The following is a 25,787-nucleotide window of genomic DNA, read 5'->3' as shown; positions in this document are numbered from 1 at the left end:
AAGGCGCAAGACGATGGAAGCCGGGGTTCAATCCCTTTCTCTGCCGGACTGCGTCGCCGCGGTCCGGGAAATCGGGCGGCGCCGGACACCGGCGGGCACCGCCTATACGATGGCCGGCGAAGGGGAGACGCTGGTGCTGATCCACGGGGTCGGCATGCGGCTCGAAGCCTGGGCGCCGCAGATCCTGCACCTGGCGAAAACCCGCAAGGTGATCGCCCTGGACATGCCCGGCCATGGGGAAAGCGTCGCCCTGCCGGTCGGCAGCGGGCTGAAGGATTTCGTTGCCTGGGTCGGCCGCACGCTGGAGGAACTGGGTGAAGCCCGCGTCAGTCTGGCAGGGCATTCGATGGGGGCGCTGATCGCCGGCGGCGCAGCCGCAAGCCTGCCGGACAGGATCGCCCGCGTGGCCTGCCTGAACGGCGTGTTTTGTCGTGAGCCGCAAGCCAAGCGTGCCGTGATGGAACGCGCCGCGGCCATCTGGACCGAGGGCGTCGACACCCTGGGCCCGATGCGGCGCTGGTTCGGCGAGGATGCGACCGGGATTGCCGCGCGCGATCTGGTGGTCCGCTGGCTTTCGGCGATGGACCGGCGTGCCTATGCGATAACCTATACTGCCTTTGCCACCGGCGACGAGACCTTTGCCGAGGCCTGGCCAAGAGTGACCGCGCCTGCACTGTTCCTGACCGCCGATGGAGACCCGAACTCGACCCCCGAGATGACACGGCACATGGCATCCCTGGCCCCTCGCGGCAGGGCCGTGGTGATCGAGGGGCATCGCCATATGGTGAACCTGACGGCACCGGACAAGGTGAATACCGAACTGGAGCGCTGGCTCTCCGAGCCGGTCTGATAAGAACGACGGCGACGCGGCCGGGCGGTCGCGCCGCACCACCCAGGGAGCAGGCCATGCAGCGTTTCCAATACTACATCGACGGCACCTTCTCGGATGGCGAGGCCCGGTTCGAAAGTCTCGATCCCGCGACCGGCACCCCCTGGGCCGAAATGCCCGAGGCCCGGGCGGCTGATGTCGAGCGCGCAGTGGCGGCGGCATACAGGGCCTTGCATGAGGGTGAATGGCCCCGTTTGACCGCCACGCAGCGGGGCAAGCTGCTGTCGCGGCTGGCCGATCTGATCGCGCAGAACGCGCAGCGGCTTGCCGAACTGGAAACCCGGGACACCGGCAAAATCATCCGCGAAACAGCAGCCCAGATCGCCTATGTGGCGGATTATTTCCGCTACTATGCCGGGTTGGCGGACAAGATCGAAGGCGCGCATCTGCCGATCGACAAGCCGGATATGGAAGTCTGGCTGCGCCGCGAACCGATCGGCGTCGTCGCCATGATCGTACCGTGGAACAGCCAGCTTTTCCTTTCGGCGGTCAAGCTGGGTCCGGCACTGGCGGCCGGCTGCACCATGGTGTTGAAAGCTTCGGAGGACGGGCCTGCGCCGCTCCTGGAATTCGCCCGCCTCGTGCATGAAGCCGGGTTCCCGCCCGGAGTGGTCAACATCATAACCGGTTTTGGCCCGACCTGCGGCAGCGTGCTGAGTTCGCACCCGAAAGTGGCGCATATCGCGTTTACCGGGGGACCGGCGACAGCACGCCATATCGTGCGCCACTCTGCGGAAAACCTTGCCTCGACCTCGCTGGAACTCGGGGGAAAATCACCCTTCATCGTCTTTGCCGATGCCGATCTCGACAGTGCCGCTAACGCGCAGGTGGCCGGAATTTTCGCCGCCTGCGGTCAGAGCTGCGTCGCGGGATCGAGACTGATCGTGGAACGCGGCGTCAAGGATGTCTTTTTGTCGAAGCTGAAGGCCAAGGCAGAAGCCATCCGCATCGGCGGCCCGCTGGACATGGCGACCGAGGTGGGCCCCTTGGCCACCCTTCGGCAGCGCGAGCATATCGACGCCCTGGTCGGCCGCGCCTTGCAATCCGGTGCGCGGCTGGTCTGCGGCGGGTCCGCACCCCGGCGGGAAGGATACTATTACCTGCCTACCATTCTGGATTGCGATGGAACCGACTCGCCCTCATTGGTCGAGGAATTCTTCGGTCCTGTTTTGTCGGTGGTATCTTTCGAAACCGAGGAGGAAGCCATCCGTATCGCCAATGACACCGAATTCGGACTGGCCTCGGGCGTCTTCACCCGTGATCTGGCGCGGGGCCATCGTTTGATCCGGCGCATCAGGGCAGGTGTGGTCTGGGTGAATACCTACCGCGCAGTTTCGCCCATAGCCCCGTTCGGCGGCTTCGGCATGTCGGGACACGGGCGTGAGGGCGGACTTGCGGCGGCGCTCGATTACACGCGCACCAAGACGGTCTGGGTGCGCACCTGTGACGATCCGTTCCCGGACCCCTTCGTGATGCGCTGATCCGGCACACCATTGAGAATATTGTGAAAACCGGGCAAGGGGATATGGTGTCCGGGCCCGGATTCCACAGCGCACCGGGCGCGGGAGAAGAGGACGACGGAGCGGGAATGGATCAGGAAGGCGCAGCCACGGAGCTTCGGGTCGAACGGCCGGGCAAGACCTTGCGCGAACTCGCGCTCGGCAACCTGCGCGATGCGATTCTCCACGGCGTCTTCCGTCCCGGCGACCGGCTCGTCGAGCGCGATCTGGTGGAACGCATGGGCGTCAGCCGCACCATCGTGCGCGAAGCCCTGCGCCATCTCGAGTCCGAAGGACTGGTCAGCACGGAGGGCAGCAAGGGGCCGATCGTCGCGCGGCTCGATCTGGCTGTTGCCGAACAGATCTACGAGGTGCGCGGTGCGCTTGAGGCCATGGCCGCGCGGCTTTGCGCGGAAGCCGACGATCCGACCATCGTGCCGGAGCTGGAAGCCGCGCTGGCCGGGATCCGTGCCGGCTATGCCGCTCACGATCTGGCCGAGGTGCTGAACCAGACTTCGGAGTTTTACCGCATCCTGTTCGGCAAGGTGAATCGTGACGTCGCCTGGGATATCGTCAAGCTTCTGACGGTCAGGATCAACCATCTACGGTCGATGACGATCCAGACGGAGAACCGCAACGTCGAGGGACCGGCCCAGATGGCCCGTATCGTCGAAGCGATCCGCGACCGCGACGGTGAGCGGGCCGCCGCCGCCGCGCGAGATCATGTCCGCAGGGCCGCCTCTATCGCGCGTGAGGTCTTTCTGGCCAGCAGGGACGAGAGGATAGACTGACGCAGCCGCTCACGTTGCCGGGTGTACGGTGTTAGCCGGCAGGAAGACGATGATGACCCTGTTTACCGGCCTTTCGGCCTTTTCCATCACTCCGACGGATGTGGCAGGACGCGTCGACGCGACCGCGCTTTCGGGTCTGCTCGAACGGATCAGCACAGCCGGCGTCAATTCGATCGGCCTCCTCGGCAGCACGGGCGGCTATGCCTTCCTGTCGCGTGAGGAGCGGCGACGTGCCGTCGAGATCGCCAGGGACAGCGTCGGCGGCAGGGTCCCTGTCATCGTCGGTGTCGGCGCGCTCCGCACGGATGAGGCGGAGACACTCGCCCGCGATGCAAGGACGGCGGGGGCGGACGGATTGCTGCTTGCGCCGATGTCCTACACGCCGCTCACGGAGGAGGAGGTGTTCCAACATATATCGGCGGTCGCCGGGGCCGGCGATCTGCCGCTTTGCATCTACAACAACCCCGGCACCACGCGCTTTGTTTTCAGCGAGGACCTGATTGCACGTCTGGCGCAGATGCCGAACATTGCAGCCATAAAGATGCCGTTGCCCGCCGATAACGACTTCCGCGGCGAGTTGGCACGACTGCGCGCCCATACACCGACGGACTTTGCCATTGGCTACAGCGGCGACTGGGGCGCGGCAGAATCGCTGTTGGCTGGTGGCGACGCCTGGTACAGCGTCATCGCCGGGCTTCTGCCGGCTCAGGCACGGGCGCTCGCGACCGCGGCCATGGCCGGGGACCGGCTTGAGGCGGAGCGACTCGACCGGGCGTTCCAGTCGTTCTGGGATCTTTTTCGCGAGTTCGGCAGCTTCCGTGTCATGTACGCCCTCGCCGAGGCTCTCGGCCTGTGCCGGGCAATCCCGCCCCGTCCGATCCTGCCGCTCGATGCGGGCGCGGCGGCACGGGTCGAGGCAGCGCTTGAACATATCGGAGCCAACATCCGGCCTTGATCTCCCGGCGTCGCGGCAGGACCTATCAGGCCTCCTGATCGTCAGGCTTCGAAAGAAGGGCCAGATCGGAACGCAGGCGGTCCGGGTCGGGCAGGGTCGTTTCGATCGCCGCATGGACACGCATCCAGATCGGCACCGCTTCCACCAGCACGGCCCGGCCGGCAGCGGTCAAACGCAGCAGGCGGGCACGCCTGTCCAGCGGATCGGCCACCATCTCGACAAGGCCGCGGCGCTCCAGCGGCTTGAGATTGGCCGTCAACGTCGTCCTGTCCATGGCCAGCAGGGATGCCACGCTGCCAATGCTTGGCGGCGCTGGCCGGTTGAGCGACATGAGAAGTGAAAACTGCCCACTGGTGATGCCGGCCGGTTTCAGCTCGACGTCGAAGCGGCGTGCAAGCGCCCGCGCCGCTCTTTGCGCATGCAGGCAAAGGCAGGTGTCGCGCACCAGGAGCGTGGTTTGGTGGCCGGGTTTGTCAGGAGCATTCATTGGGAAGGTTGACAGTGTTGAATCTATTACGTTGATATCAACATAACCAAGGAGGCACAATCGGCATCGACGATCGCTTCCCGCGAGCGCTGGGCACGCACGCAACCCCCAATCAGAAGAGGAGATGACCATGAAGATTGTGACGAGCCTCAGCTTACAGGGGCAGTGCCGCGAGGCATTCGAGTTCTACGCCAGGGTTCTGGGCGGAAAGATCACCGCTGCCATGGAGTATGCCGATGCGCCTCCCGGCATGCCGATCACCGACGAGAAGTACAAGACCTGGCTGATGCATTGCTGGCTCGAAGTCGGAGACCAGGCGCTCATGGGCGCCGACATGGATGCCCAATGGGCCCCCAATATCGACAAGCCCAAGAACGGTTTCGACGTCACCCTGCACACCGCGGACAAGGCCGAGGCCCAGCGCTGGTTCGACCAATTGTCCGAGGGGGGCAGGGCGGTCATGCCGTTCAGCGAAACCTTCTGGTCGCCCGGCTTCGGCTCGCTGGTCGACAGGTTCGGCGTTCCCTGGATGATCAACACCATACCTTCGACAGACTGGAAGCCGCCGCAGGGCTGATCCTGTATTCAGGAAGTGCCGATAAAAATCCAACCGGATGTCGGCACCGGCGCTCCTGACGCGTCCTTGGGGCATCAACCACCGTCCGGCGGCCGAGCAGGGCGCCGGGCGGTACAGGGTAGCTCTGGAGTGTCCCCATGAACCATCCCTATCGCTGGGTAATCGTCGCGGCGGGCGGCCTGCTGGGCTGTGTCGCGATCGGCGCCATGTTCTCGCTGCCCGTCTTCCTGCGGCCGATGGCGCAGGCGACCGGCTGGTCGGTCACCGGCATATCCACGGCGATGACGATCGGCTTCCTCGCCATGGCCGCGGCCAGCATGGTGTGGGGCGGCCTCTCCGACAAGTTCGGGCCGCGCCCGGTGGTGCTGACAGGATCGGTGGTGCTGGCCGCGAGCCTGGCGCTCGCCAGCCGGGCGGGATCGCTGGTGGAATTCCAGCTCCTGTTCGGCCTTCTGGTAGGTGCCGCGACCGCCGCCGTCTTCGCGCCGATGATGGCCTGCGTGACCGGCTGGTTCGACACGCAGCGCGGTCTCGCCGTCTCGCTGGTCTCCGCCGGCATGGGTATGGCGCCGATGACCATGGCGCCGCTCGCGGCCTGGCTGGTGACGATGCATGACTGGCGCACCGCCATGCTGATCATCGCCGGCATCGCGGCCGTCCTGATGATCCCCGTAGCACTGCTCGTGCGCCGCCCGCCGGCGCTGGAGGGCGGGCAGGCCTCGACGGCAACCGACGAACCGCGATCGGACATGACGGTCGGACAGGCGGTGCGCTCGCCGCAGTTCATCACGCTGATGCTGGCAAACTTCTTCTGCTGCGCCACCCATTCCGGCCCGATCTTCCACACGGTGAGCTATGCGGTGACCTGCGGCATCCCGATGATCGCAGCCGTGTCGATCTACAGCGTCGAGGGGCTTGCCGGCATGTTCGGCCGCATCGGCTTCGGCCTTGCAGGCGACCGCTTCGGTGCGCAGCGCGTCCTCGTCATTGGTCTGCTGGCACAGGCCTTCGGCGTGCTCGCCTATGTGTTCGTCTCGACGCTCGGCCCCTTCTACGCAGTGGCGGCGCTTGTCGGCTTCATCTATGCCGGCACCATGCCGCTCTATGCCGTCATCATCCGCGAGAACTTTCCACTCAAGATGATGGGCACGATCATAGGCGGCTCGGCGATGGCCGGCAGCCTCGGCATGTCGACCGGCCCGCTGCTGGGCGGCCTCGTCTACGACCGGTTCGACTCTTACACCCTGATGTATATCGGCTCCTGGGGCATGGGGCTTGCGGCAATGCTGATCCTGATGACGTTCCGGCCATTCCCCGAAAGGCAGAAAGATGAGGTGATGGCCGGAGCTCCAAAGGCAGCAGTGTCCTGACGAGTACGATCCTTTGGGGGCGGATGATCGCCCCCTATCGCCAGACCCCGGCGCATCGCCCGATGCCTTTACGAGCCAGCCAACACCGACCCCAGCTTCAAGGTTTCGGCGACGAGCAATTCCAGATCCTCGGGGCGCGTCCGGTGGTTGCAGATGGCCGCGCGCAGGCAGTGCTGGCCGCCGATGACCGTGTCGGACAGCGCGGCCACGCCGGTTTCCTGAAGCCTGATCATGATTTCGGTGTCCAGCGCCTTCAATTCCTGTTCTGTGAGGCCGGCAGGCGCATAGCGGAAGCAGACGATGTTCAATTCCGGCTCCGCCATCAGTTCGAGGGGCACGTTGTCGCGAATGAGATCGGCAAGGTGACGGGCCTGGGCAATGTTCTGGTCGATGAGCCGGCCGAACTTCGCGGTGCCATGCTCCATCAGGGCCATCCAGACCTTCAGCGCCCCGAAGCCCCGGCTGGTCTGGAGCCCGTATTCGTGCAGCCATTCGCCCGAGGCCAGCCCGCGCGCGGTGCCCTTGAGATATTCGGGCGAAACCGCGAAGGCTTGGCGATGCGCCTTGCGATCCCGCACGAGGACGCATCCGACCTCGAAGGGCGCATGCAGCCATTTGTGCGGATCGAGCGCAACGGAATCGGCGCGCTCGATCCCCTTGACCCGCCATGCGTTGTCGTGGGCAACAGAAACCAGCGCCCCGATACAGCCGTCGACGTGGAACCACATGCCTTCCTCGGCAGCGAAGTCGGCAAGCGCATTCAAGTCGTCAACGGAACCGGTGTTCACGGTCCCGGCCGTGCCGATGATGCAGGCAGGCTGGAAACCGGCCTCCCGGTCCTCATGAACGGCCGTTCGAAGGGCTCCGAGGTCGATGCGGAAGGCGGCATCGGTCGGAATGCGGCGCAGTGCCCTGTTGCCGAGGCCGAGGGTCTCGACCGCCTTGCGGTGGCAGGAATGAACTTGGTCGGAAGCATAGAAGCGAAGCGGCCGCTCCAGCGCACCCACTCCTTCCTCGCGCAGGTCGATCCCGGCCATGGCATTGCGGGCCACGGTGAGGCCAACGAGGTTGGCTACCGAGCCGCCATTGACCAGCGTGCCGCTCGCCGTCGGCGGCAGGCCGATCATGTCGCGAAGCCAGCCGACCACCTGCTGATCGACGAGCGCGGCGGCATGACTGCCGCCGCCAAGGTTGGATCCTTGCACGGCGGCGAGAAAATCGGCGAGCGCGCCGGTAAAATTGCCGGCTCCCATGTACCACGACCAGAAGCGCGGATGGACGTTGCCCATCGGATAGGCAAGCACGGTGCGTCGAACGATCTCGTATACCTCGTCCAGCGGCATGGGGCTCCAGGGCGGCGCCCCATGGAAAGCCGTCTCGACTTCCTCCGGCATCGGCCGCCATACCGGCCGGTCGCGCACGGTGCGTACATGCTCCACCGCATCATCCATCATCCGGTGGGCCAGTTCCGCCACGCGCGACCAGTCGACCGGATCGAGCGTTTCGGTGGGGTTCATGGCCGACGGAATCCATCTTGCGGGCGACAAGATTCGCCATGACGGCCTCCCGCTCAGGCTGCGGCCAGCTGAAAGCCGGGCGTGGAGAGCGAAAGGGCCAGTTCCTCCTCGTCCATGTCGGCCGGGATCGTCTCGAACAGCGGCGTGGAGAGATAGCGCTCGCCCGTGTCGGGCAGCATGCACAGGATGACGGAGCCAGCCGGTGCGTTCTCCGCCACCTGCCGCGCGACGCCGAAGCTCGCGCCGCCCGAGATGCCGGTGAAGAGCCCTTCCTTCTGCGCAAGCATCCTGGTCCATTCCATGGCTTCCGGACCTGATATCGGCCGCACCTCATCATAGTACTTCCTGTCGATCGCTTCCTGCAGCACGTCGGGAATGAAGTCCGGCGTCCAGCCCTGGATCGGATGCGGCTCGAAGGCCGGATGGCTCACAGCCGGCTGGCCCTGCGCACCGCGCTGCTGGGCGTGGCCGCTGCCGATGAGCTGGGCATTGGCCGGCTCGGCAAGCACGATCTTCGTCTCCGGGCGCTCGCGGCGCAGGACGCGCGACACGCCCACCACCGTGCCGCCGGTGCCATAGCCGGTGACGAACCAGTCAAACCGCGAGCCCGCGAAGTCGTTGACGATCTCGCGCGCGGTCGTCGCCTCGTGGATTGCGGCATTGGCCTTCGTCTCGAACTGGCGGGCAAGGAACCAGCCGTTCTTCTCGGCAAGCTCGACCGCCTTCAGATACATGCCGAAGCCCTTTTCCATGCGCGGCGTAAGCACGACCTTGGCACCGAGCATGCGCATCAGCCGCCGGCGTTCGACAGAGAAGCTGTCCGCCATGGTGACGACCAGCGGATAGCCCTTCTGGGCGCAGACCATGGCCAGCCCGATGCCGGTGTTGCCGCTGGTCGCCTCGACCACGGTCTGGCCGGGCTTGAGTGCGCCGCTCCTCTCGGCGTCCTCGATGATGGCGACGGCCAGCCGGTCCTTGACCGAGGATGCGGGATTGAAGAACTCGGCCTTGACGTAGATCGTCCGGCCGTCGACGCCGAGATTGTTGATGCGGATCGTCGGCGTGTCGCCGATCGTCTCCACCACGCTGTCGAACAGCCGTCCGCGGCCGCTCGTGGTCCTCGAAGCTTCCTTCATTGACATGTCGTCCTCCCTGGATGCGGCGCTCGCGACCGTCGGGCTCGGCGTCGATTGAGATTTTGCGATTGCAGGACCGATGCTAGAATGCGCGCTGGCGCCGCGGCGTGGGAGCCGGCGTTGGAGCGAGCATGGAATCGGATCGTTCCGCTTCAAAGCCGTCGGTGGCGGCGGTTGAACTGCGGCTGCTCGGGCCGTTGAGGGTGTTGCGCGCCGGCGTGGCGGCACCATTGCCCCCGTCTCGGAAAATCCGCCTGCTGGTCGCCTATCTGGCGTTAGCGTCGCACCCCGTATCGCGCGAGCGCCTCTGCGAACTCTTGTGGCAGGCGCCAAACGACCCGCGTGGCGAACTCAGATGGTGCCTGACCAAGCTGCGTGCGCTTCTCGATGAGCCCGGGCGGTTGCGGGTGATCACCGATGAGGGCCGGGTGGCTCTCGACCTGCGCGATTGCGACGTTGATGCGCTCAGGGTTCTTTCGCTGTCAAAAAATGGGATCGGACAGCTCTCCGATGACGAGTTGGAGAGTTTGTCCGCCGCTTTCACAGGTGACCTGCTCGACGGTCTCGACGTCAACGGCAGTCCCGATCTCCAGCATTGGTTGACCTCGAGGCGCAGCGAATTTCGCTTGATCCAGGCAGAGATCGTCGTCGAGATCGGCCGCCGGTCGACACCGGGGACGTCGAAGGGACTTGCCGCAGCGAGGAACTGGCTGGAATGCGCGCCGTTCGACATCGAGGGCAACCAGCGTTTTCTGACGGAGCTCTTCCATCGGCACATGATCGAGGAGGGCGATCGTTACGTCGACGCAGCCGCGCGCAGCTTCGCATCGGAGGGCATCGACTTCGCTCCGGTGCGGGCCGCATGGGCGGCGATGCGGGTCGCCTCGACCGCACCGGCAGCAGCGGCATCAGGAGTTTTTGCCAACACTGGAAATGCCGTTTCGCGGCGCGCCTCCATTGCCGTCATGCCATTCACAGAGTTCGGCCGCGGCACGGGAAGACGCAGCGTGCTGGGGAATGCGCTGACCCACGACATCATCAGCAGGCTGGCGCGATTGCGCAGCCTGTTCGTCATTGCACGAGGCTCGGTCTTCGCCATCGCCGACGAGGCGCTCAGCGTGCGCGAAATCGGCGAGCGGCTCGCTGTCGACTACATCGCCAACGGCTATGTGCAACGCAGTGCCGACAACACCATCGTGACCGTGGAGGTTGCCGAGGCCGCCACTTCCCACGTCCTGTGGGCAGACAAGCTGGAGGCGGATGCCGTCGCCCACCTGCCGGTGCTCGATCACCTATGCGACGGCATCGTCTCGTCGATTGCGGCGGAGATCGAGACGGCCGAACGCAATCGCGCCCTCTTGAAGCCAGCGGACTCGCTCGATGCGTGGGAGTGTTTTCATCGTGGCCTGTGGCACATGTACAATTTCACGGCCGAAGAAAACGCGCGGGCCGCCGATTTTTTCCGGCAATCCGCCAAACTCGATCCAACTTTTTCGCGCGCTTACGCCGGTCTGTCTTTCACGCATTGGCAGAACGCCTTCCAGCGCTGGGAAGATCGGAACGCCCAGACAAAGCAGGCGCTGGAGGCGGCGGGCCACAGCCTGCAAGCCGACAGCCTGAACCCCAGCGCGCACTGGGCGATGGGACGTGCGCTCTGGCTCTGCGGGGAGGCGACCGAGGCTGTCCATGCACTGGAGCAATCCGTCGAACTCAGCCCGAACTTCGCGCTGGGGCATTATTCCGTCGCATTCATTCACTCCCAGAACGGTGATCCCGATGCGGCAATCGCCTCGTCGGACCATTCCCGCCTGCTCAGCCCCTGCGACCCGCTGCTGTTCGGCATGCTTGGTGCACGCGCCATGGCGCTGGTACGCCTGGGCAGGTTCGAGGAGGCTGCCGAATGGGGCATGAGAGCCGCGTCACGCCCAAACGCGCATGTGCATATACTGGCCATCGCGGCCCACTGTCTCGCCCTCGCCGGAGATATTGACGGAGCGCGGAGTCACGTGACGCGGATCAGGCGGCAGATCCCGGATTACGACGTGACGCACTTCCTTGATACATTCCGCTTCGACAAGGACATACAGTCCCTCTACAGGGGTGCGGCCCGACGGATCGGCCTCGCAGGGTCCTGAACTTCCTGTCCTTAGACATAGCGCAGCACGATGGCGATACTCAGTCCGACGAGGATGACACCGCTCGCCCTCGAAACCCAGGCAAGGGATCCTTTCGACGAGATTTGCGGCGAAGCAACGGATGCGATTCCGACCGAGGCGAGATCGGCGATCGAGAACGCGCCGTTGACGATGACGCCAAGTACCAGGAACTGCAGCCAACTGGGGAGCGCCGCTTCCGGGTTCACGAACTGCGGAAGGAACGTCAGGAAGAACAGCGCGGTTTTCGGATTGAGGACCTCCACGATGATGCTGTCCCGCAGCACCCTTGGGTGCGGGGCAGGGGTCTCTGCTCCATCCTGACGCTTCGGGGAAAACACCATCTTGCTGCCCAGCCACAACATATAGAGCGCGCCGGCAAATCTGATGGCGGAGTAGAGAACCGGTGCATGATGGAGAAGCGCGGCCAGCCCGGCAGTCGCTGCCATGATATGCACATAGCAGCCAAGATGGACGCCAAGAGCGGCCATGAGGCCGGCCCTGTGACCATAGGCCAGCGTCTGTGCCGACATATAGAGGATGGCCGGTCCAGGCATGCAGGCGAAAGTCATCGTTGCAAGAGCAAAAGGAATCCAGGCTTCAAACGACAAGGTGACAGATCCCGTCTTTCGAGGGGATCAAGTCAATCAGCCTTCATTGATCATGAGAAACGATTTATTATCATGATATTCAGTGCGTCATGAGGTAAATCGATGTTCGATATCCCGTTGCTTCGCACCTTCGAGGCAGTTGCGAACCTTTCGAGTTTCACCAAGGCCGGTCAGCAGCTGAACCTGACCCAATCCGCGGTCAGCGCTCATGTCCGCAGGCTTGAAGATCAGGCCGGATGCACCTTGTTCGAACGCAACACTCGAACGGTGGCTCTCACGCCGCAGGGGCAGGCGCTGCTCGGTTATGCGCGGGCAATCCTGCGCCTGAGCGAGGATGCCCGGAGCCTCATGAAAGGAAGCAGCAGCGCGTTCAACTTGAGGATCGGCGCGTCGGACGATTTAACGAGCACTTGGCTGCCGTCGGTCCTGAAGAAATTTCACGACGCGCGCGCGAGCAGGACACTGGAGATTCACATCTCGAACACCACGCTGCTGCTGGAGAGCATGGAGCGGGGAGAACTCGACTTGATAGTCGGGTGCAGATGCAGGGGGGAGCAGGCCGGCACGCATCTGTGGAGCGAACCGCTGGTATGGGCGTTCGGAAAATATCCGCTGGATCTCAGTGGCCCCATCCCCCTGGCCGTATTTCCCGAGCCCTGTCCCTATCGGGACGCAGCGCTTGCAGCGCTCGCGGCCATGAACCGCGCCTGGCAGATAACGACCGTCAGTCCCAGCCTCGGCAGCTTGACGGCAATGGCTGCGGCCGGGCTTGCCGTAACACCGCTCAACTCCAGCTCGGTTGCCCCATCGCTCTATTCTTCGGAGGTAAATCGTCAACTGCCGCCGCTGCCTGCCGTAGACTTTGTGGCCCATGTCCGGCCCGGCCTCTCGGAAGAAACCGCTCTCCATACGCGTTCGGTCATCGACTGGATCACGACCCACAGGCCCAGAGCCGATCTGGGACGCAGAGGTGAGGGGAAGATATAAGAACACCAGTGTTGAAGATGAGAACGCCTGACAGGGAGGCGATCCGCTCTCGCTCTTGTCCGGGAGCAGTCGGGTGCCGGCCAATTCGGGGTCATGTCCGGGTCAAGCCCAGGGGAGGGAGAAGGTCTTGACGTTGGTGAAGGACTTCATGGCCTCGATGACGCCTTCCTTGTAGCCGTTGCCTGAGTCCTTGATGCCGCCGAAGGGGCTCATCTCGATGCGGTAGCCGGGCACCTCCCAGATGTTGACGGTGCCGACCCTGAGGCCGGCGATGTATTTTTGCATGCGCCGGAAATCGTTGGTGCACACGCCCGACGACAGGCCGAAGGCGGTGGAGTTGGACAAAGCGATCAGGTCGTCGTCATTGTCGGGGGCGCGGATGATCGGGATGATCGGCCCGAACGTCTCCTCCATGACCAGTTCCGAACCGTGCGGCACGCGGTCGACCACGATGGGGGGAAGCAGCGCCCCCTTGCGGCCGGGATCGTAGAGCACTTCCGCACCCTGTTCGGCCGCCATGTAGACGCGCTTCTCGAACAGGGCGGCGGCCTGTTCGTGCACCACGGTGCCGAGGTCGGTCGACCGGTCCATCGGGTCGCCGAAGCGGATCTTCTTCGCCCGCTCCAGCACCAGGGGCACGAAGCGGTCGGCCACCTTCTCCTGGACCAGGATGCGCTTGACGGCGGTGCAGCGCTGGCCCGAATTCCTGGTGGCGCCGGCGACCGCCAGATCGGCGGCCCTGGCGAGGTCCTCGTCGGACAGGTCGTTGAGGATGATGAGCGGGTCGTTGCCGCCCAGCTCCAGCACCTGGCGCCTGTAGCCGGCCTTCGAGGCGATCAGCTTGCCCACCGGCACGCCGCCGGTGAAGGTGATCAGGTCGATGTTGGGATTGGTGATCATCTCGTCGCCGATGTCGGCGGGCCAGCCGGTGACCACCGACAGCATCTGCGGCGGCAGGCCGGCCTCGTAGAGGATGTCGGCCAGCACCAGCGCCGTCATCGGGGTCAGTTCGGTCGGCTTGACCACCACGCAATTGTTGGTGGCGATGGCCGGCGCCACCTTGTGCGAGACCATGTTGAGGGGATGGTTGAAGGGGGTGATGGCCGAGATGGCGTTGAGCGGCTCGCGCAGGGTGAAGATCTTGCGCTGCTTGCCATGCGGGGTGAGGTCGCACGAGAAGATCTCGCCGTCGTCGCGGATGCACATCTGGCCGGCCAGCGTGAACACGTCATAGGCGCGGCCGACCTCGTAGAGCGAGTCGGCCTTGGAGATGCCGAGCTCCAGCGTCACCAGGTCGGAGATCTCCTCCTTGCGCGCGGCCAGCGCCTCGGCCGTGCGAAACAGGATCTGCTGGCGCTCGTAGCGGGTGAGCTTCGACGTATAGCCGGCGGCGATGTCGAAGGCGCGCCGCGCATGCTCGGCGCCGCCGGCCGGCACCGTGCCGATGACGGTGTCGTTCCACGGATAGCGCACCTCGACGACGCCGTCGGCATCGACCTTCTCGCCGGCGATGCGCATCGGCTCGTGGCGGAGCTTGAGGGAAGTCTCGGGCTTGTTCATATCTGGCTCCTTCACCCTTCCCGCTTGATGGGGAGGGACGGCGCATCGGCGCCGGGGTGGGGTTGGAAGGCCAGGCAGGGCCCTTCCGCCCCGCCGGCCCGGTTGGCGATCCTCCCCATGAAGGGGGAGGATGAAAGTGTCATCCCACCTGCGCTGCCGCCAGCACCGCATAGTAGAAGGCATCGAAGTTGCGCAGCGCCGGCGCGCCCGGCTGGTCGGGCAGCACGCGGTTGGTGATGAAGGGCACTTCCTGCTCGGTCAGCCCGCCATGCGAGCGCAGCGGCTCGTCGAGCGCGGCAAGGTCATGGCGGTGCGCGCTGGTGCCGATGGTCTTGTTCTCGCCCGACACCATGACGATGTCGCCGATGCGGTCCTCCGGCAATTCGAAGCGGGCGCAGCCCTCCTCGCGCGAAAGCACTAGCGTGATGCCCTCGACCTGGCGCAGCCGCTCCATCACTGCCGCGCGGTCTGCCCCTTGCGGCAGGTAGGCGGTGGCGAAGGAGCCGAGCGCCCCGTGATGCACCACATAGGGATCGGTGATCGGCAGGATGACGCGGGCCGCGTCCTTGCCCAGCCATTCGTCGAGCAGGTCCTGCACATAGACCACGTTGGGGGAGCCGTCGGCATGGTGCTTGGGCTTCATGCCGTGGTCGGCGGTGACCACGATGGCCGCGCCCAGCGCATCGAGTTCGGCCAGGTATTTGTCGAACATCTCGTAGAAGTCGTTGGCCTGCTTCACGCCCGGCGCATATTTGTGCTGCACATAGTCGGTGGTGGTCAGGTACATGACATCCGGCCGGAATTCCTTGAGCAGCTTGACGCCGGCGGCGAAGACGAACTCCGACAGCTCGGCCGAATAGACCTCCGGCACCGGGCGTCCCAGCCATTTGGAGGCATTGTCGATGCCGTGCTCGGCCTTTGTCGTGGTGGCCGACTTCTCCGAGGAGAAACACACGGCGCGGCCGTCGTCGAACTTCAGCCCGTGGCCGAGCAGGGCGCGCAGCTTGTCCTTGGCCGTCACCACCGCCACCCTGGCACCGGCGTCGTAGAAGGCCTGGAAGACGGTCGGGGCGCGCAGGAACTTCGGATCGTTCATCATCACCTCCTCGCCCGTCTGCGGGTTGTAGAGGTAGTTGCCGCAGATGCCGTGCACGGCCGGCGGCCGCCCGGTGGCGATCGACAGGTTGTTGGGGTTGGTGAAGGAGGGGATCACCGAATGGGCGGTGCGCACCGTGCCCCTGGCCTTGATCTTCTCAAGCGCCGGCATCAGCCCCGCCGCAATCGCCGCGTCCAGATAGGCCGGCTCGCAGCCGTCAAGGCAGATCGCAATCGCAGGCACACGCGGCCACGCATAAGTCCGGCCATTCGCGGCAACAGAAACAGGAGTGTGCTGGTTCATCAGAGGAGGTCCTTCCTGCCTTCGAGGAGAGTCATCTTCTGTTTGAACCAGCCATACCTATTTGCCAAATCGCAATTTTGAATTTGAACGATTGATGAAAGCTATGGATCAGACGAGTGCTGCGCGTTGAGCAACTCCGCCTCGGGCAACACGCTGCGCATGAAGGCCTCGATCTTCGGCGACTCGCGGCGTTCCTGCAGACAAGCCAGCCTGTATTCCGTGCGCACCTCGACGTCGGCAATCCGTATCGTCGTCAATCGCGGGTGGGCGACGAACTCGAAATCAGCGACAACGCCGATACCAAGCCCACGCTCGACCGCCTTCCATATACCTTCGCGGCTGCCGATCTCGAGGAAAGGTGTGATGGTCGTGCCGGTGGCGGCGGCCCCTCTCTCAAGGGCCCTCCGCGTGGTGGAGCCAGTTTCACGCAAAATGAGCGGCTGGTCGGCCAGTTCGGCCATTTCGACGCTTTCGCGGCCATTCCAGGCATGATCGGCATTGACGAAGACCACTACCTCATGGGAGCTGAATGGCACCGACAGCACGCGCGGATCGTCGACGATGTGAGCGAGGATGGCGACATCGGCCTCGAGCTCCAGAATCCGTTGTAGCGTCTGGTCGGAGTTGCCGAGCAGCATGCTGACCTTGATGGCCGGGTAGGCGGCCAGGAAGCGTGCCACCATTTCCGTGGCATGGAAGGGACCGACAGCGGCGATCCGTAGCTGGCCCATCGTCAGACGGCCGCTGCTCAGGAGCAGTTCGTCGGCTTCCTCATGTAGCTTCATCAGCCGGCGGCTGATGTCGAACAGCGCGGCACCCGTCTCGGTCAACTCGACACGCCGCCCGCGTCGGACCAGGAGTTCGACCCCGTAACGTTCCTCCAGTTCCTTGACCTGGGTGGTGACAGTCGGCTGGCTGATGTGCAGCGCCTGCGCGGCGGCGGTGAAGCCGCGATGTTCGGCGACTGCATGAAAGGAACGAAGATGGGAAAATACTATAGCCATTATCTATGATAAGCTCTGGAAATATGTATTAGTCAATAGACGGCAAAGCGGCCACGCTGTGAGCATCAGGAAACTCAGCGCAGGTAGCAGCCGTGTGGTCTTATCGTAATCCCGTCGATGTCTGGTTCGGACAGGGCAGTTTTGCAAAGCTGGGCGAACTCCTGGGTGGACGCAGCTATGCGCTCGTCACCTATGGCGAGCCGGCTTTCCACAAGCTCGGGGCGGAACTCGAACGTAAGGGCGGCAAGCCGCTGCTGGTGGTCGACGATATCGCTCCCAATCCCGACATCAGCCATTTGGAGCAGCAGACAGCGCGCTTCCGCGACCTGTCAGCGGCACCTGAGGTAATCGTGGCGCTGGGCGGCGGTTCGGTGATCGACTCGGCCAAGGCGTTCGCAGCCGCCCGCGGCGATTTCGGCGTGGTGGACGCCTATCTGAAGAAGCGTTCTGGCGCCGGCACCCTCGATCCCTGGCCGCTGATCGCGGTGCCGACCACGGCAGGCACCGGCAGCGAGGTGACCTGTTGGGGAACGGTATGGGACAACGCCAACGGGCTCAAATATTCTCTCGCCCATCCCGGCCTCTATCCGCGGCAGGCGCTGGTCGATCCCGAGCTGATGCTCGGCAAGCCACTGGCGCTGACCGTGCAGACCGGGCTCGATGCCTTGTCGCATTCGCTCGAAAGCCTGTGGAACCGCAATGCCAATCCTGTCTCGATGGCGCATGCCGTAGCCGCGGCCCGGGGTGTTCTGTCCACTCTGCCGGCGCTGGTCGGCGACCTCGGCAATCTGCAATTGCGCGAACGCATGGCGCGCGCCGCCACGCTTGCCGGTTTCGCCTTTTCCAATACCAAGACCGCGATCGCTCATTCCCTCTCCTATCCGATCACCTTGCGGTATGGCGTGCCGCACGGCATCGCTTGTTCGTTCACATTGCCGATGATCATCCGCTCGGTCGCCGACCGGGGAGGAATTTGCGAGGAAGCATTGCGGTCGATCTTCGGTTGCGAGGCACAGGGAGCGGCCGAGCGGCTCGAGACAACTCTCAACAAGCTGGGAGTGGCCACAGACCATCATGCCTATGGCATCGAACTCGCCGAATGGCGCGCTCTGATCGAGGCTGCCTTTGCCGGCGAGCGTGGACAGAATTTCATCGGCTCGCGCGAGGAACTGCTGGCGGCAGCCGGAATGGAGGCAAAAGCATCGGCCGCATAAGCGGTCCAGCACACAAAGCGTACTGTCGAACTTTCATCATGGAGGAGAAGATGAAATCGTTGAAACAGCTTTCCATTGCGCTGCTTGGCGCAAGCGTGTTGTCCACCATTGCTGCTGCCGTCCTGGCGCAGGACTGCAAGGACCCAGGCCAGCTCGTATTCTCGATCATTCCGACCGAGGAAACGACCCAGGAACTGGATATCTATCAGCCCCTGCTCAAGGCCTTGAAAGAAAAGACCGGCAAGAGCGTGGAATTCTTCATGCCGACCTCCTATGCTTCCGTCATCGAGGGCATGGTTAACGGATGGGTCCATGTCGGCGTGCACGGGCCCAACTCTTATGTGCTGGCCCGCGAAAAGGACCCGACGCTGGAGGTCTTCGCCACCTACACCAAGGCCAAGGGGCACTTCCAGGAAGAAGGGCCGGGCTACAGGGCGGTTCTGGTCGTCAAGGCCGACAGCAAGTTCGAAAATCTGGACTCCCTGAAGGGGACCGTGACCGGCCTCGCCGATCCGGCCAGCACCTCCGGCAACCTGATGCCCCGCATGGTGTTTGGCGATGAGATCGGCACCGGGCCGGAACTGGAGAAGTACTTCTCCAAGGTCGTCTATACGGGCGGCCACGATCAGTCTGCACTGGCAGTCAAGGAGGGGCGCGTCGACAGCGCCTTCGTCGCAACCCACCGTCTCGACAATGTCATCGACCGCGGCCTTGCTGCCGAGGCCGACTATCGCGTGCTGTGGCAGTCAGGCATCATCCCGCAGGACCCGATGGTCTATCGGTCGGACCTGTGCGAACCGATCAAACAGGCCATCCGCGAGGCCTTCCTTACCCTGCATGAGAATCCGGAAGCGAAGTCGTTCTTTGAGGGCATAAACTCGACGAAGTTCGTGGCCATGCAGGATTCGGACTACGACATCATCCGCAAACTGGTGGCGGCCGAAAAGGCGGCAGAAGGCCAGTGAGACATGAAACCGGTATCGTGGGTGGAAGCGTGCCGTGCGCTTCTGCCCGTGAAGGGGAGGTTGCCATGCCCGTCCTCGAAGTCCGGAACCTGAAAGTGCGGTATGCGGCAACCGGCCCGCAGATCCTCAAGGGTGTCGAATTTGCCGTTGATGATTCGGATTTCTGCGCCGTCATTGGCCCGAGCGGAGCCGGCAAGTCGACGCTGATCCGCTGCATCAATCGCCTGGTGGAACCCAGCGAGGGCGAGATCATCCTTTTTGGGCAACATGTCTGCCGGTTGGCCGGAGGCGACCTGCGCAGGCTGCGGCGACGTATCGGCATGATTTTCCAGGAGTTCAATCTGGTCAACCGCATGTCGGTTATGGACAACGTCCTGTCGGGACGGCTTGGCTACACGGGCGCATGGCGCAGCCTGTTCAAGGCGTTTCCACGCGAGGACATCGAACGCGCCCTCCATCTTCTGGAGCGCGTGGGTCTGCAGGATCATGTGGACAAGCGCGCCGACGAACTGTCGGGCGGCCAGCGCCAGCGCGTCGGCATCGCCCGGGCCCTGATGCAGCAGCCCGAGATTCTCCTGCTAGACGAGCCCACTTCGGCGCTCGATCCAAAGATTTCTCGCAGCGTGATGGCACTGATCAAGGAACTGGCCGAGGAATTCAAGGTGCCGGTCCTGTGCAACATCCATGATGTGCAACTGGCCCTCGAAAGCTGCAACCGCATCATCGGCATGCAGGACGGCTACAAGAAGTTCGATGGTCCTTCCAGAGACATGCGCAAGGAAGACCTCGACGCCATCTATGCCATGGAGGTGCTGTGATGAGCACCACTACAGCACCCATGCCCGATCGCGGCTTCGAAGCCTGGCTGGCGCATGGGCGCAGCCGCCGCTTCAAGAATCGGGCGATCCTCGTTCTGTCCCTGGCCGTCCTGGCATGGTGCTTCCATGACACGGTCATGTTCGACACGGACTGGACGCGCATGGGCGGCGCGCTCGGCGTCGTCGGCACGCTGGAGCGCTTTCTGTGGCTCGACTGGTCGCTGGCGCCCTCCCTGGTGGTTCCGGCATTGGAAACGCTGATGATGGCGACGCTCGGGACACTGCTCGGCTGTGTACTGTCTTTGCCTGTTGCGTGGTTTGGTGCGGCCAACGTCACGCCCAGCAGATATGTATTCTACCCGCTCGGCCGCTTCCTGATGGTCTTGTCGCGCTCCATCCACGAAATCATCTGGGCGCTGCTCTTCGTCGGGGCGGTCGGTCTCGGCGCCTTGCCGGGTATACTGGCGGTGGCCATGCGGTCCATCGGATTCATTTCCAAGATCACCGCCGAGGCCATAGAGAATATTGATCCCAAGCCGGTGGAAGCCATCCGGGCCGTGGGCGGTAACCAGTTCCAGGTGATGTATTACGGCATCGTGCCGCAAATCCTGCCGGTGATCATCGGCACCATCATCTTCGAATGGGACATCAATATCCGCCGCTCGGCGATCATGGGTCTGGTCGGCGCCGGCGGGCTTGGCCTCGTCTTCTTTCGCCAGATGGCGATGTTCAACTATGGCGGCGTCACGCTGGTAGTACTGGCGGTGCTGGTGCTGATCGCCTTTGGTGAGGTGGTATCCCACTATGCCCGCAAGGCAGTGATTTAGGAGAGAGCGATGACGCTTGCTTCATCGGAGCCGATGCGGCTTTCAGGCCGGAAATGGTCTCGTTACCGGCACCCGGAATCGACACTACGCCTTGCCGCGCTGCTGGCGGTGCTGACCTTCCTTTTCTGGTCGGTCCGCTTCCTCAACATCGATGTGGTGCGCATCTTCGGCGCATTTCCCCGTCTGGCCGACATTCTTGCCACCCGCTATTTCCCACCGGACCTCAACTATGTGTCCGATGCCGGTTTCCTGCGCTCGGTGTTGCGCACGCTGGAAATGTCCCTGCTGGGCGGCGTCTTCGGAGTGCTGGTCTCGATTCCTCTGGCCTGGATGGCGGCCCGCAACATCACATTCAGCCGTGCCATCGCCTATCCGTTCGGTCGCTTCGCCATCATGGGCAGCAGGTCGATCCACGAGACGATCTGGACCATCCTGTTCGTCACCATTCTCGGTTTCGGTATGCTGGCCGGCACCTTGGCGCTGACGGTCTTTTGCATCGGCTTTGCCGGAAAGTTGTTTTCCGACGAGCTGGAAGCGATCGACATGGGGCCGGTCGAGGCGATGCGCTCGGTCGGCGCCAGCCACCTCCAGATATTCCAGTATGCGGTGCTGCCGCAGGTGCGGGTGGCCTTCACCGGCATCACCATCTACACTTGGGATGTGGCGTTCCGGGCCGCGACCGTGGTCGGCTTCTTCGGCGGCGGCGGTATGGGCTGGTACCTCAAGCGCACCACTCAACAACTGGAAAGCACCCGCGTCGCGGCGATCCTGCTGATAATCATCCTGCTGGTGCTTCTAGCAGAAATAGGATCGGGCTGGTTGCGCAAGAAAATTGGACGGATGCGGTGAAATGCCGGGGAAAGACGGAATAGCCGTCAAGACGGTGTCGAAACATCCGCGATGCGGTCAATCGCGACACAGCCTGCCGTCGTGCGCACATTGATACGCCTGCTGCTGGCGTAGCCGTGCGTGGCAATCGCCGCCAGATCGTCCCCCGCCCGGATGGGCCGTGACCACCAGCCATCCCGAAGCGACCATCCAGCCTTGATCGCGGCCTCCGCATCCTGGCTGTCCGGGCGAAGGCTCGCCACCTCGTGCACGATGCGGGCACTGGGGGAACGCTTGCTCAGCAGGTCGCGTGTTTCGACAAGCGCGGCCTGCTTGTCGTCAGCCACAACGATCTGGTGGAAGTAGCGCCGCGAATGCCGGTACGGCGTGAGATATGCGATCTTGACCTGAAAAGCCGGCACGACACTTCTCGATCTCACTCGGTTCCTACCTGAAGATTGGAGAAAAATGCCGAATTACAAGGGCGAATCCGGCATATGAGAAGTATTGCCTGAGCTTGTGCCGCAATGAATTCCCGCCTGCTGGCCTTTTATGAGACAGAATCGTGGATGTTACACGAAATACCTGCACATGTTGGATTTCGCTGGCGCGGCGCCGGCCAAACGCGGATACATGGCTCACAAAACCGTCTCGCTGGCGCGCGTCGGCGTTCATGACAGGCGGCACGCGCGGTTCGAGAGGTCGACTTGCAGATTTCCTTCCACAAGCAACAGCAATACAGCGTGACAAGCGGCGTCTTGATGATGTGCGCCGGAATTGCGCTCCTGACGACGAACGATGCCATCGCAAAAGCGCTGACGGACAGGTATTCGCCCCTCCAGATCATCTTTCTGCGCAACATCATAGCCTTGCCGGTTGCCCTGGCGATCACGCTGAAAATGGGAGGCAGGAGCGCGCTTCGTTCCTATCGGCCCAGCGCCCATCTGTTTCGGGGAATGCTGTGGATCGGTGCCGCGCTGCTGTTCATCACCAGCATGAAATATCTGGGGCTTGCCGAAGCCACCACGCTGGTCTTTGCCGCACCTCTCATCATTACGGCGATTTCTGCCATTTTCCTGGGGGAGTATGTCGGTTGGCGACGATGGTCCGCGGTCATCGCCGGCTTTATCGGCGTGGTCGTCGTTGTGCGGCCGGGAAGCGCGACCTTCCAGCTGGTCTCGCTGCTGCCCATCGCCACGGCCTTCGTCTACGCCATGTTGATGGTCGGCGCGCGCTGGGTCGATCCACGCGACAGCGTGTGGACACTCATGCTGTACCTGACCGGCATCGGCGCGTTGCTCAGCGGCCTGACCATGCCCTTCGCATGGACCGCAGTTCAGGTGGACGACCTATGGCTGTTCATCGGGATCGCGGTTGTCGGAACGGCCGGCGTGACAATGGTCACCCAGGCGTTCCGCCTTGCGCCAGCCGTCGTCATCGCTCCTCTTGAATACACAGCCCTTCTGTGGGCCGTGGCTCTTGGCTGGCTGATCTGGAGCGACGTTCCGGACTTCGTCACCTTTCTCGGCGCGGCCATCATCATTTCGAGCGGCGTGTTTATCGTGTTCCGGGAACAGAAGACGAAGGCGTGACGGGGCAGGGTGCGGATCAGGGGAATCTGCTGGCCGCCCAGGCTGAGGCTTCCGTAAGGGCACTGCAACCAGGTTGGCCGCCGCTCCGGTCGACCTCGCCAGCCTCCTTTGTCGCCTTAAACATGCCGCCCGCAAGCGGAAGCTCAATTCGGGACCGCGACACGCGCAAAAACAAGGGCTTGATGCTCAAAGCGAATCCAAAGGATCACACCGTCTTCGCTCAGAAACGTTTCGACCTTGGCGGGCAGGGTCGTCAAATCCGACCCGGACTCCGGCATGCCTTGCCAGCACCTTCGTCCATTTTGTCGCAGATGAATTGTCCCGCTCATTGACCTAGCGCAAGGGCGCTTGGGGGAAACTGTATAACGTCGCGGCCGGGAATTGCCGGAATGCCGCTCGATGAAATTTTTGCGTTTTCTGTTTTTGCTTTGGGCGGTGCTGGGCTTGGGGACTGGCGTCTCCGCGGCTAGCGTGTTGCAGGAATATCTACCGACCTCCCTCGCCTCCGATCTGGTTGCCGACGCCGATAGCTTTGGGCCGATCCGCAGCGATCTTGCCGTCGCGCCTGTCATGAAGGGCGGCGAGACGGTCGCCTGGGCATTCATCACATCCGATTTCGTCGGGACGACCGGGTATTCGGGCAAACCCATCCATTCTCTCGTAGCCGTCGACAAGAACGCCCGGATCGTCGGCGTGCAACTGGTGAAGCATTCGGAGCCGATCGTCCTGGTCGGCATTCCCGAAGCCAAGGTCAAGGCGCTCGTGGAAGGCTATGCCGGCCTCGATCTTCTGGCCGAGGCCAAGGCCGGCGGGACGGCGCACGAGGTCGACATCATCTCGGGCGCCACCGTGACCGTGATGGTTATCGACGATTCGATCATCCGGTCGGGCCTGAAGGTCGCGCGCGCGCTCGGCCTCGGCGGATTGGCGCCCGAACAGCCGGATGCCGGCCCCCGGTTCGAGATCGATCCTGACGCGGCAGCGCCAGCGGACTGGTTCGAGGCCGAGGGCGACGGCACGGTGAGAAGGCTGTCGCTGGATGTCGGGCAGGTTAATGACGCCTTTGCAACGCATGCCGATACGAGAGCGCGCGAGCGCGCATTGACCGAGCCGCCGGAAACCCTCTTCATCGAATTGCAGGCGGCGCTGGTTTCCGCACCGCCGGTCGCCGAGGGACTTCTCGGCACCGCCGAGGCAGCAAACCTGAAGACCTGGCTAAAGGAAGGAGAGAACGCCATCGCGCTGATGGGGCGGGGCCTCTATTCCTTCAAGGGATCGGGTTATGTGCGCGGCGGCATCTTCGACCGGGTCGTCCTGATCCAGGACGACGTGTCGGTGCGTTTCCGCGACCGCGACCACCGGCGTCTTTCGACCATAGCTGCCGCAGGCGCACCCGGCTTCACCGAAAAGGACCTGTTCCGTATTCCGGCGAATGTCGGTTTCGATCCGACGAAGCCGTTCCGCATCCAGTTGCTCGTCCAGCGCGAGGTCGGGCCGATCGAGAAGGTCTTCCACACCTTCGATCTCGCATACCAACTGCCACAGAAATATCTGCGCGCCATAGCGGCGGCGCCTGCGCCGTCGCCTTCGGCGACAGCGCCTGTTGCCGAGCGCAATGAAGGCACAGCGCAGGCGGAGTTGTGGAGGCGGATTTGGGGGGATTCGAAGCTGAAGATCGCCGTGCTCGGCGCCATGCTGACGGTGCTGACGGGCGTCTTCTTCTTCCAGACCTTCGCGGTCAGGAACGAACGGCTGTTCTACATGTTCCGCATGAGCTTCCTCGCGGTGACGCTGGTGTTCCTTGGCTGGTACGCCAATGCGCAACTGTCGGTCGTCAATCTCATGGCGCTGTTCGGCAGCCTGGTGAACGGTTTCAGCTGGCAGGCATTTCTGCTCGATCCGCTGACCTTCATCCTGTGGTTCGCGGTGGCGGCCGCCCTCCTGTTCTGGGGGCGCGGTGCCTATTGCGGCTGGCTGTGTCCGTTCGGCGCTTTGCAGGAACTGACCAACCAGATCGCCCGCAAGTTGCGCATCCCGCAATGGACCTTGCCATGGGGGCTGCACGAGCGGCTTTGGCCGGTCAAATACATGATCTTCCTGGCCCTGTTCGGCGTCTCGCTGGTCAGCATCGAGCAGGCCGAGCACCTGGCCGAGGTCGAGCCGTTCAAGACCGCGATCATCCTGAAGTTCCTGCGCGCATGGCCTTTCGTCGCCTACGTCGCAGCACTGCTGATCGCCGGGCTGTTCGTTGAACGCTTCTACTGCCGTTACCTGTGCCCCCTGGGCGCGGCGCTGGCGATCCCCGCGCGGCTGCGGATGTTCGACTGGCTCAAGCGCTATCACGAATGCGGCAATCCCTGTCAGACCTGCGCGAACCAGTGCCCGGTGCAGTCGATCCATCCGACCGGCGAGATCAATCCGAACGAATGCATCAACTGCCTGCATTGCCAGGTGCTCTACCAGTCGGAGACCACCTGTCCCGTCGTGATCAAGAAATTGAAGCGCCGGGAGAAACTGGCGGAAAGCACGCCCCCGGGGCCGCGACGTCCTTCCGTCGGCCAGCCCACTGTCACTCGAGCCACCATTTCCGAAGTTTAACAAAAGGAGT

23 protein-coding genes are annotated in these 25,787 nt (G+C 63.5%); 15 read left to right on the top strand and 8 right to left on the bottom strand.

Going from position 1 to position 25,787, the window contains the following annotated elements; all coding sequences use genetic code 11:
• Positions 1-13: 13 nt before the first annotated feature.
• The 4 genes from ACVCNR_RS19230 to ACVCNR_RS19215 all read left to right on the top strand — a co-directional run bounded on the left by ACVCNR_RS19230 (position 14) and on the right by ACVCNR_RS19215 (position 4,134).
• On the top strand, positions 14-850 hold the full coding sequence (locus ACVCNR_RS19230; protein ID WP_447076094.1) for an alpha/beta fold hydrolase: 837 nt from the start codon (positions 14-16) through the stop codon (positions 848-850).
• A 56-nt stretch (positions 851-906) separates the two neighbouring features.
• On the top strand, positions 907-2,370 hold the full coding sequence (locus ACVCNR_RS19225; RefSeq protein ID WP_354193807.1) for an aldehyde dehydrogenase: 1,464 nt from the start codon (positions 907-909) through the stop codon (positions 2,368-2,370).
• Positions 2,371-2,477: 107 nt separating this feature from the next.
• On the top strand, positions 2,478-3,179 hold the full coding sequence (locus ACVCNR_RS19220) for a GntR family transcriptional regulator (RefSeq protein WP_354193808.1): 702 nt from the start codon (positions 2,478-2,480) through the stop codon (positions 3,177-3,179).
• A gap of 52 nt (positions 3,180-3,231) precedes the next feature.
• On the top strand, positions 3,232-4,134 hold the full coding sequence (locus ACVCNR_RS19215; RefSeq protein ID WP_447076093.1) for a dihydrodipicolinate synthase family protein: 903 nt from the start codon (positions 3,232-3,234) through the stop codon (positions 4,132-4,134).
• A gap of 25 nt (positions 4,135-4,159) precedes the next feature.
• Here the strand turns inward: ACVCNR_RS19215 and ACVCNR_RS19210 are convergent, their stop codons facing one another.
• The gene (locus tag ACVCNR_RS19210) at positions 4,160-4,621 is read right to left on the bottom strand and encodes a MarR family winged helix-turn-helix transcriptional regulator (protein ID WP_354193810.1); all 462 of its coding nucleotides are present in this window, start codon (positions 4,619-4,621) and stop codon (positions 4,160-4,162) included.
• A 130-nt stretch (positions 4,622-4,751) separates the two neighbouring features.
• Here ACVCNR_RS19210 and ACVCNR_RS19205 point away from each other — a divergent pair, with 130 nt between their 5' ends.
• Positions 4,752-5,198 carry a VOC family protein gene (locus ACVCNR_RS19205; RefSeq protein ID WP_447076092.1) on the top strand — a complete coding sequence of 149 codons (447 nt, stop codon included), beginning with the start codon at positions 4,752-4,754 and terminating at the stop codon, positions 5,196-5,198.
• Between the two features lie 137 nt (positions 5,199-5,335).
• Positions 5,336-6,568, top strand: a complete 1,233-nt coding sequence (locus ACVCNR_RS19200; RefSeq protein WP_447076091.1) for an MFS transporter — start codon at positions 5,336-5,338, stop codon at positions 6,566-6,568.
• A gap of 68 nt (positions 6,569-6,636) precedes the next feature.
• Here ACVCNR_RS19200 and ACVCNR_RS19195 read toward each other — a convergent pair whose 3' ends face one another.
• Positions 6,637-8,085 (bottom strand): pyridoxal phosphate-dependent decarboxylase family protein, encoded by a 1,449-nt coding sequence (locus ACVCNR_RS19195; protein WP_447076090.1) that lies wholly within the window; start codon positions 8,083-8,085, stop codon positions 6,637-6,639.
• Between the two features lie 53 nt (positions 8,086-8,138).
• Entirely contained in the window at positions 8,139-9,227 is a 1,089-nt protein-coding gene (locus ACVCNR_RS19190; RefSeq protein WP_447076089.1) for a PLP-dependent cysteine synthase family protein, read from the bottom strand.
• Positions 9,228-9,352: 125 nt separating this feature from the next.
• On the opposite strand from ACVCNR_RS19190, the gene ACVCNR_RS19185 reads away from it, so the two are divergent.
• Positions 9,353-11,356, top strand: coding sequence for a transcriptional regulator (locus ACVCNR_RS19185; RefSeq protein WP_447076088.1), 2,004 nt, complete (start codon positions 9,353-9,355; stop codon positions 11,354-11,356).
• 11 nt (positions 11,357-11,367) lie between these two features.
• Here ACVCNR_RS19185 and ACVCNR_RS19180 read toward each other — a convergent pair whose 3' ends face one another.
• A complete protein-coding gene (locus tag ACVCNR_RS19180) occupies positions 11,368-11,985 on the bottom strand; it encodes a LysE family translocator (RefSeq protein WP_447076087.1) in 618 nt (205 codons plus the stop codon).
• A gap of 102 nt (positions 11,986-12,087) precedes the next feature.
• Here ACVCNR_RS19180 and ACVCNR_RS19175 point away from each other — a divergent pair, with 102 nt between their 5' ends.
• Positions 12,088-12,972 (top strand): LysR family transcriptional regulator, encoded by an 885-nt coding sequence (locus tag ACVCNR_RS19175; RefSeq protein WP_354193817.1) that lies wholly within the window; start codon positions 12,088-12,090, stop codon positions 12,970-12,972.
• Between the two features lie 102 nt (positions 12,973-13,074).
• Here the strand turns inward: ACVCNR_RS19175 and phnY are convergent, their stop codons facing one another.
• The 3 genes from phnY to ACVCNR_RS19160 form a co-directional block, all read right to left on the bottom strand.
• A complete protein-coding gene (phnY, locus tag ACVCNR_RS19170) occupies positions 13,075-14,532 on the bottom strand; it encodes a phosphonoacetaldehyde dehydrogenase (protein ID WP_447076086.1) in 1,458 nt (485 codons plus the stop codon).
• 139 nt (positions 14,533-14,671) lie between these two features.
• Positions 14,672-15,931: a phosphonoacetate hydrolase gene (gene phnA, locus ACVCNR_RS19165; protein ID WP_447076084.1), complete on the bottom strand. Its 1,260-nt coding sequence runs from the start codon at positions 15,929-15,931 to the stop codon at positions 14,672-14,674.
• 101 nt (positions 15,932-16,032) lie between these two features.
• Complete coding sequence (locus ACVCNR_RS19160) at positions 16,033-16,935, bottom strand: LysR substrate-binding domain-containing protein (RefSeq protein ID WP_354193820.1); 903 nt, start codon at positions 16,933-16,935, stop codon at positions 16,033-16,035.
• A gap of 92 nt (positions 16,936-17,027) precedes the next feature.
• Here ACVCNR_RS19160 and psrA point away from each other — a divergent pair, with 92 nt between their 5' ends.
• The 5 genes from psrA to phnE (ACVCNR_RS19135) all read left to right on the top strand — a co-directional run bounded on the left by psrA (position 17,028) and on the right by phnE (ACVCNR_RS19135) (position 21,608).
• Positions 17,028-18,149 carry an iron-containing alcohol dehydrogenase PsrA gene (gene psrA / locus ACVCNR_RS19155; protein WP_447076082.1) on the top strand — a complete coding sequence of 374 codons (1,122 nt, stop codon included), beginning with the start codon at positions 17,028-17,030 and terminating at the stop codon, positions 18,147-18,149.
• Between the two features lie 50 nt (positions 18,150-18,199).
• Complete coding sequence (locus ACVCNR_RS19150; protein WP_447076080.1) at positions 18,200-19,114, top strand: phosphate/phosphite/phosphonate ABC transporter substrate-binding protein; 915 nt, start codon at positions 18,200-18,202, stop codon at positions 19,112-19,114.
• Positions 19,115-19,179: 65 nt separating this feature from the next.
• Entirely contained in the window at positions 19,180-19,932 is a 753-nt protein-coding gene (gene phnC, locus ACVCNR_RS19145) for a phosphonate ABC transporter ATP-binding protein (RefSeq protein ID WP_354193823.1), read from the top strand.
• Positions 19,932-20,759, top strand: coding sequence for a phosphonate ABC transporter, permease protein PhnE (gene phnE, locus ACVCNR_RS19140; protein WP_447076078.1), 828 nt, complete (start codon positions 19,932-19,934; stop codon positions 20,757-20,759). The genes phnC and phnE (ACVCNR_RS19140) overlap by 1 nt, the downstream gene beginning before the upstream one ends.
• A gap of 9 nt (positions 20,760-20,768) precedes the next feature.
• The gene (gene phnE / locus ACVCNR_RS19135) at positions 20,769-21,608 is read left to right on the top strand and encodes a phosphonate ABC transporter, permease protein PhnE (RefSeq protein WP_447076076.1); all 840 of its coding nucleotides are present in this window, start codon (positions 20,769-20,771) and stop codon (positions 21,606-21,608) included.
• A 26-nt stretch (positions 21,609-21,634) separates the two neighbouring features.
• Here the strand turns inward: phnE (ACVCNR_RS19135) and ACVCNR_RS19130 are convergent, their stop codons facing one another.
• On the bottom strand, positions 21,635-22,009 hold the full coding sequence (locus ACVCNR_RS19130; RefSeq protein WP_447076074.1) for a hypothetical protein: 375 nt from the start codon (positions 22,007-22,009) through the stop codon (positions 21,635-21,637).
• 339 nt (positions 22,010-22,348) lie between these two features.
• On the opposite strand from ACVCNR_RS19130, the gene ACVCNR_RS19125 reads away from it, so the two are divergent.
• Positions 22,349-23,179 carry a DMT family transporter gene (locus tag ACVCNR_RS19125; RefSeq protein ID WP_447076662.1) on the top strand — a complete coding sequence of 277 codons (831 nt, stop codon included), beginning with the start codon at positions 22,349-22,351 and terminating at the stop codon, positions 23,177-23,179.
• Between the two features lie 399 nt (positions 23,180-23,578).
• Complete coding sequence (locus tag ACVCNR_RS19120; RefSeq protein ID WP_447076072.1) at positions 23,579-25,777, top strand: 4Fe-4S binding protein; 2,199 nt, start codon at positions 23,579-23,581, stop codon at positions 25,775-25,777.
• Positions 25,778-25,787 lie beyond the last annotated feature (10 nt).

It is taken from the genome of Aquamicrobium terrae (genome assembly GCF_052978165.1).
This window is presented reverse-complemented; position numbering and strand designations above follow the sequence as displayed.

Coding starts and splice junctions, on each gene's coding strand:
- ACVCNR_RS19230 (WP_447076094.1), top strand. CDS start 14: ATGGAAGCCGGGGTTCAATCCCTTTCTCTGCCGGACTGCGTCGCCGCG.
- ACVCNR_RS19225 (WP_354193807.1), top strand. CDS start 907: ATGCAGCGTTTCCAATACTACATCGACGGCACCTTCTCGGATGGCGAG.
- ACVCNR_RS19220 (WP_354193808.1), top strand. CDS start 2,478: ATGGATCAGGAAGGCGCAGCCACGGAGCTTCGGGTCGAACGGCCGGGC.
- ACVCNR_RS19215 (WP_447076093.1), top strand. CDS start 3,232: ATGACCCTGTTTACCGGCCTTTCGGCCTTTTCCATCACTCCGACGGAT.
- ACVCNR_RS19210 (WP_354193810.1), bottom strand. CDS start 4,621: ATGAATGCTCCTGACAAACCCGGCCACCAAACCACGCTCCTGGTGCGC.
- ACVCNR_RS19205 (WP_447076092.1), top strand. CDS start 4,752: ATGAAGATTGTGACGAGCCTCAGCTTACAGGGGCAGTGCCGCGAGGCA.
- ACVCNR_RS19200 (WP_447076091.1), top strand. CDS start 5,336: ATGAACCATCCCTATCGCTGGGTAATCGTCGCGGCGGGCGGCCTGCTG.
- ACVCNR_RS19195 (WP_447076090.1), bottom strand. CDS start 8,085: ATGAACCCCACCGAAACGCTCGATCCGGTCGACTGGTCGCGCGTGGCG.
- ACVCNR_RS19190 (WP_447076089.1), bottom strand. CDS start 9,227: ATGTCAATGAAGGAAGCTTCGAGGACCACGAGCGGCCGCGGACGGCTG.
- ACVCNR_RS19185 (WP_447076088.1), top strand. CDS start 9,353: ATGGAATCGGATCGTTCCGCTTCAAAGCCGTCGGTGGCGGCGGTTGAA.
- ACVCNR_RS19175 (WP_354193817.1), top strand. CDS start 12,088: ATGTTCGATATCCCGTTGCTTCGCACCTTCGAGGCAGTTGCGAACCTT.
- phnY (WP_447076086.1), bottom strand. CDS start 14,532: ATGAACAAGCCCGAGACTTCCCTCAAGCTCCGCCACGAGCCGATGCGC.
- phnA (WP_447076084.1), bottom strand. CDS start 15,931: ATGAACCAGCACACTCCTGTTTCTGTTGCCGCGAATGGCCGGACTTAT.
- ACVCNR_RS19160 (WP_354193820.1), bottom strand. CDS start 16,935: ATGGCTATAGTATTTTCCCATCTTCGTTCCTTTCATGCAGTCGCCGAA.
- ACVCNR_RS19150 (WP_447076080.1), top strand. CDS start 18,200: ATGAAATCGTTGAAACAGCTTTCCATTGCGCTGCTTGGCGCAAGCGTG.
- phnC (WP_354193823.1), top strand. CDS start 19,180: ATGCCCGTCCTCGAAGTCCGGAACCTGAAAGTGCGGTATGCGGCAACC.
- phnE (WP_447076078.1), top strand. CDS start 19,932: ATGAGCACCACTACAGCACCCATGCCCGATCGCGGCTTCGAAGCCTGG.
- phnE (WP_447076076.1), top strand. CDS start 20,769: ATGACGCTTGCTTCATCGGAGCCGATGCGGCTTTCAGGCCGGAAATGG.
- ACVCNR_RS19125 (WP_447076662.1), top strand. CDS start 22,349: ATGATGTGCGCCGGAATTGCGCTCCTGACGACGAACGATGCCATCGCA.
- ACVCNR_RS19120 (WP_447076072.1), top strand. CDS start 23,579: ATGAAATTTTTGCGTTTTCTGTTTTTGCTTTGGGCGGTGCTGGGCTTG.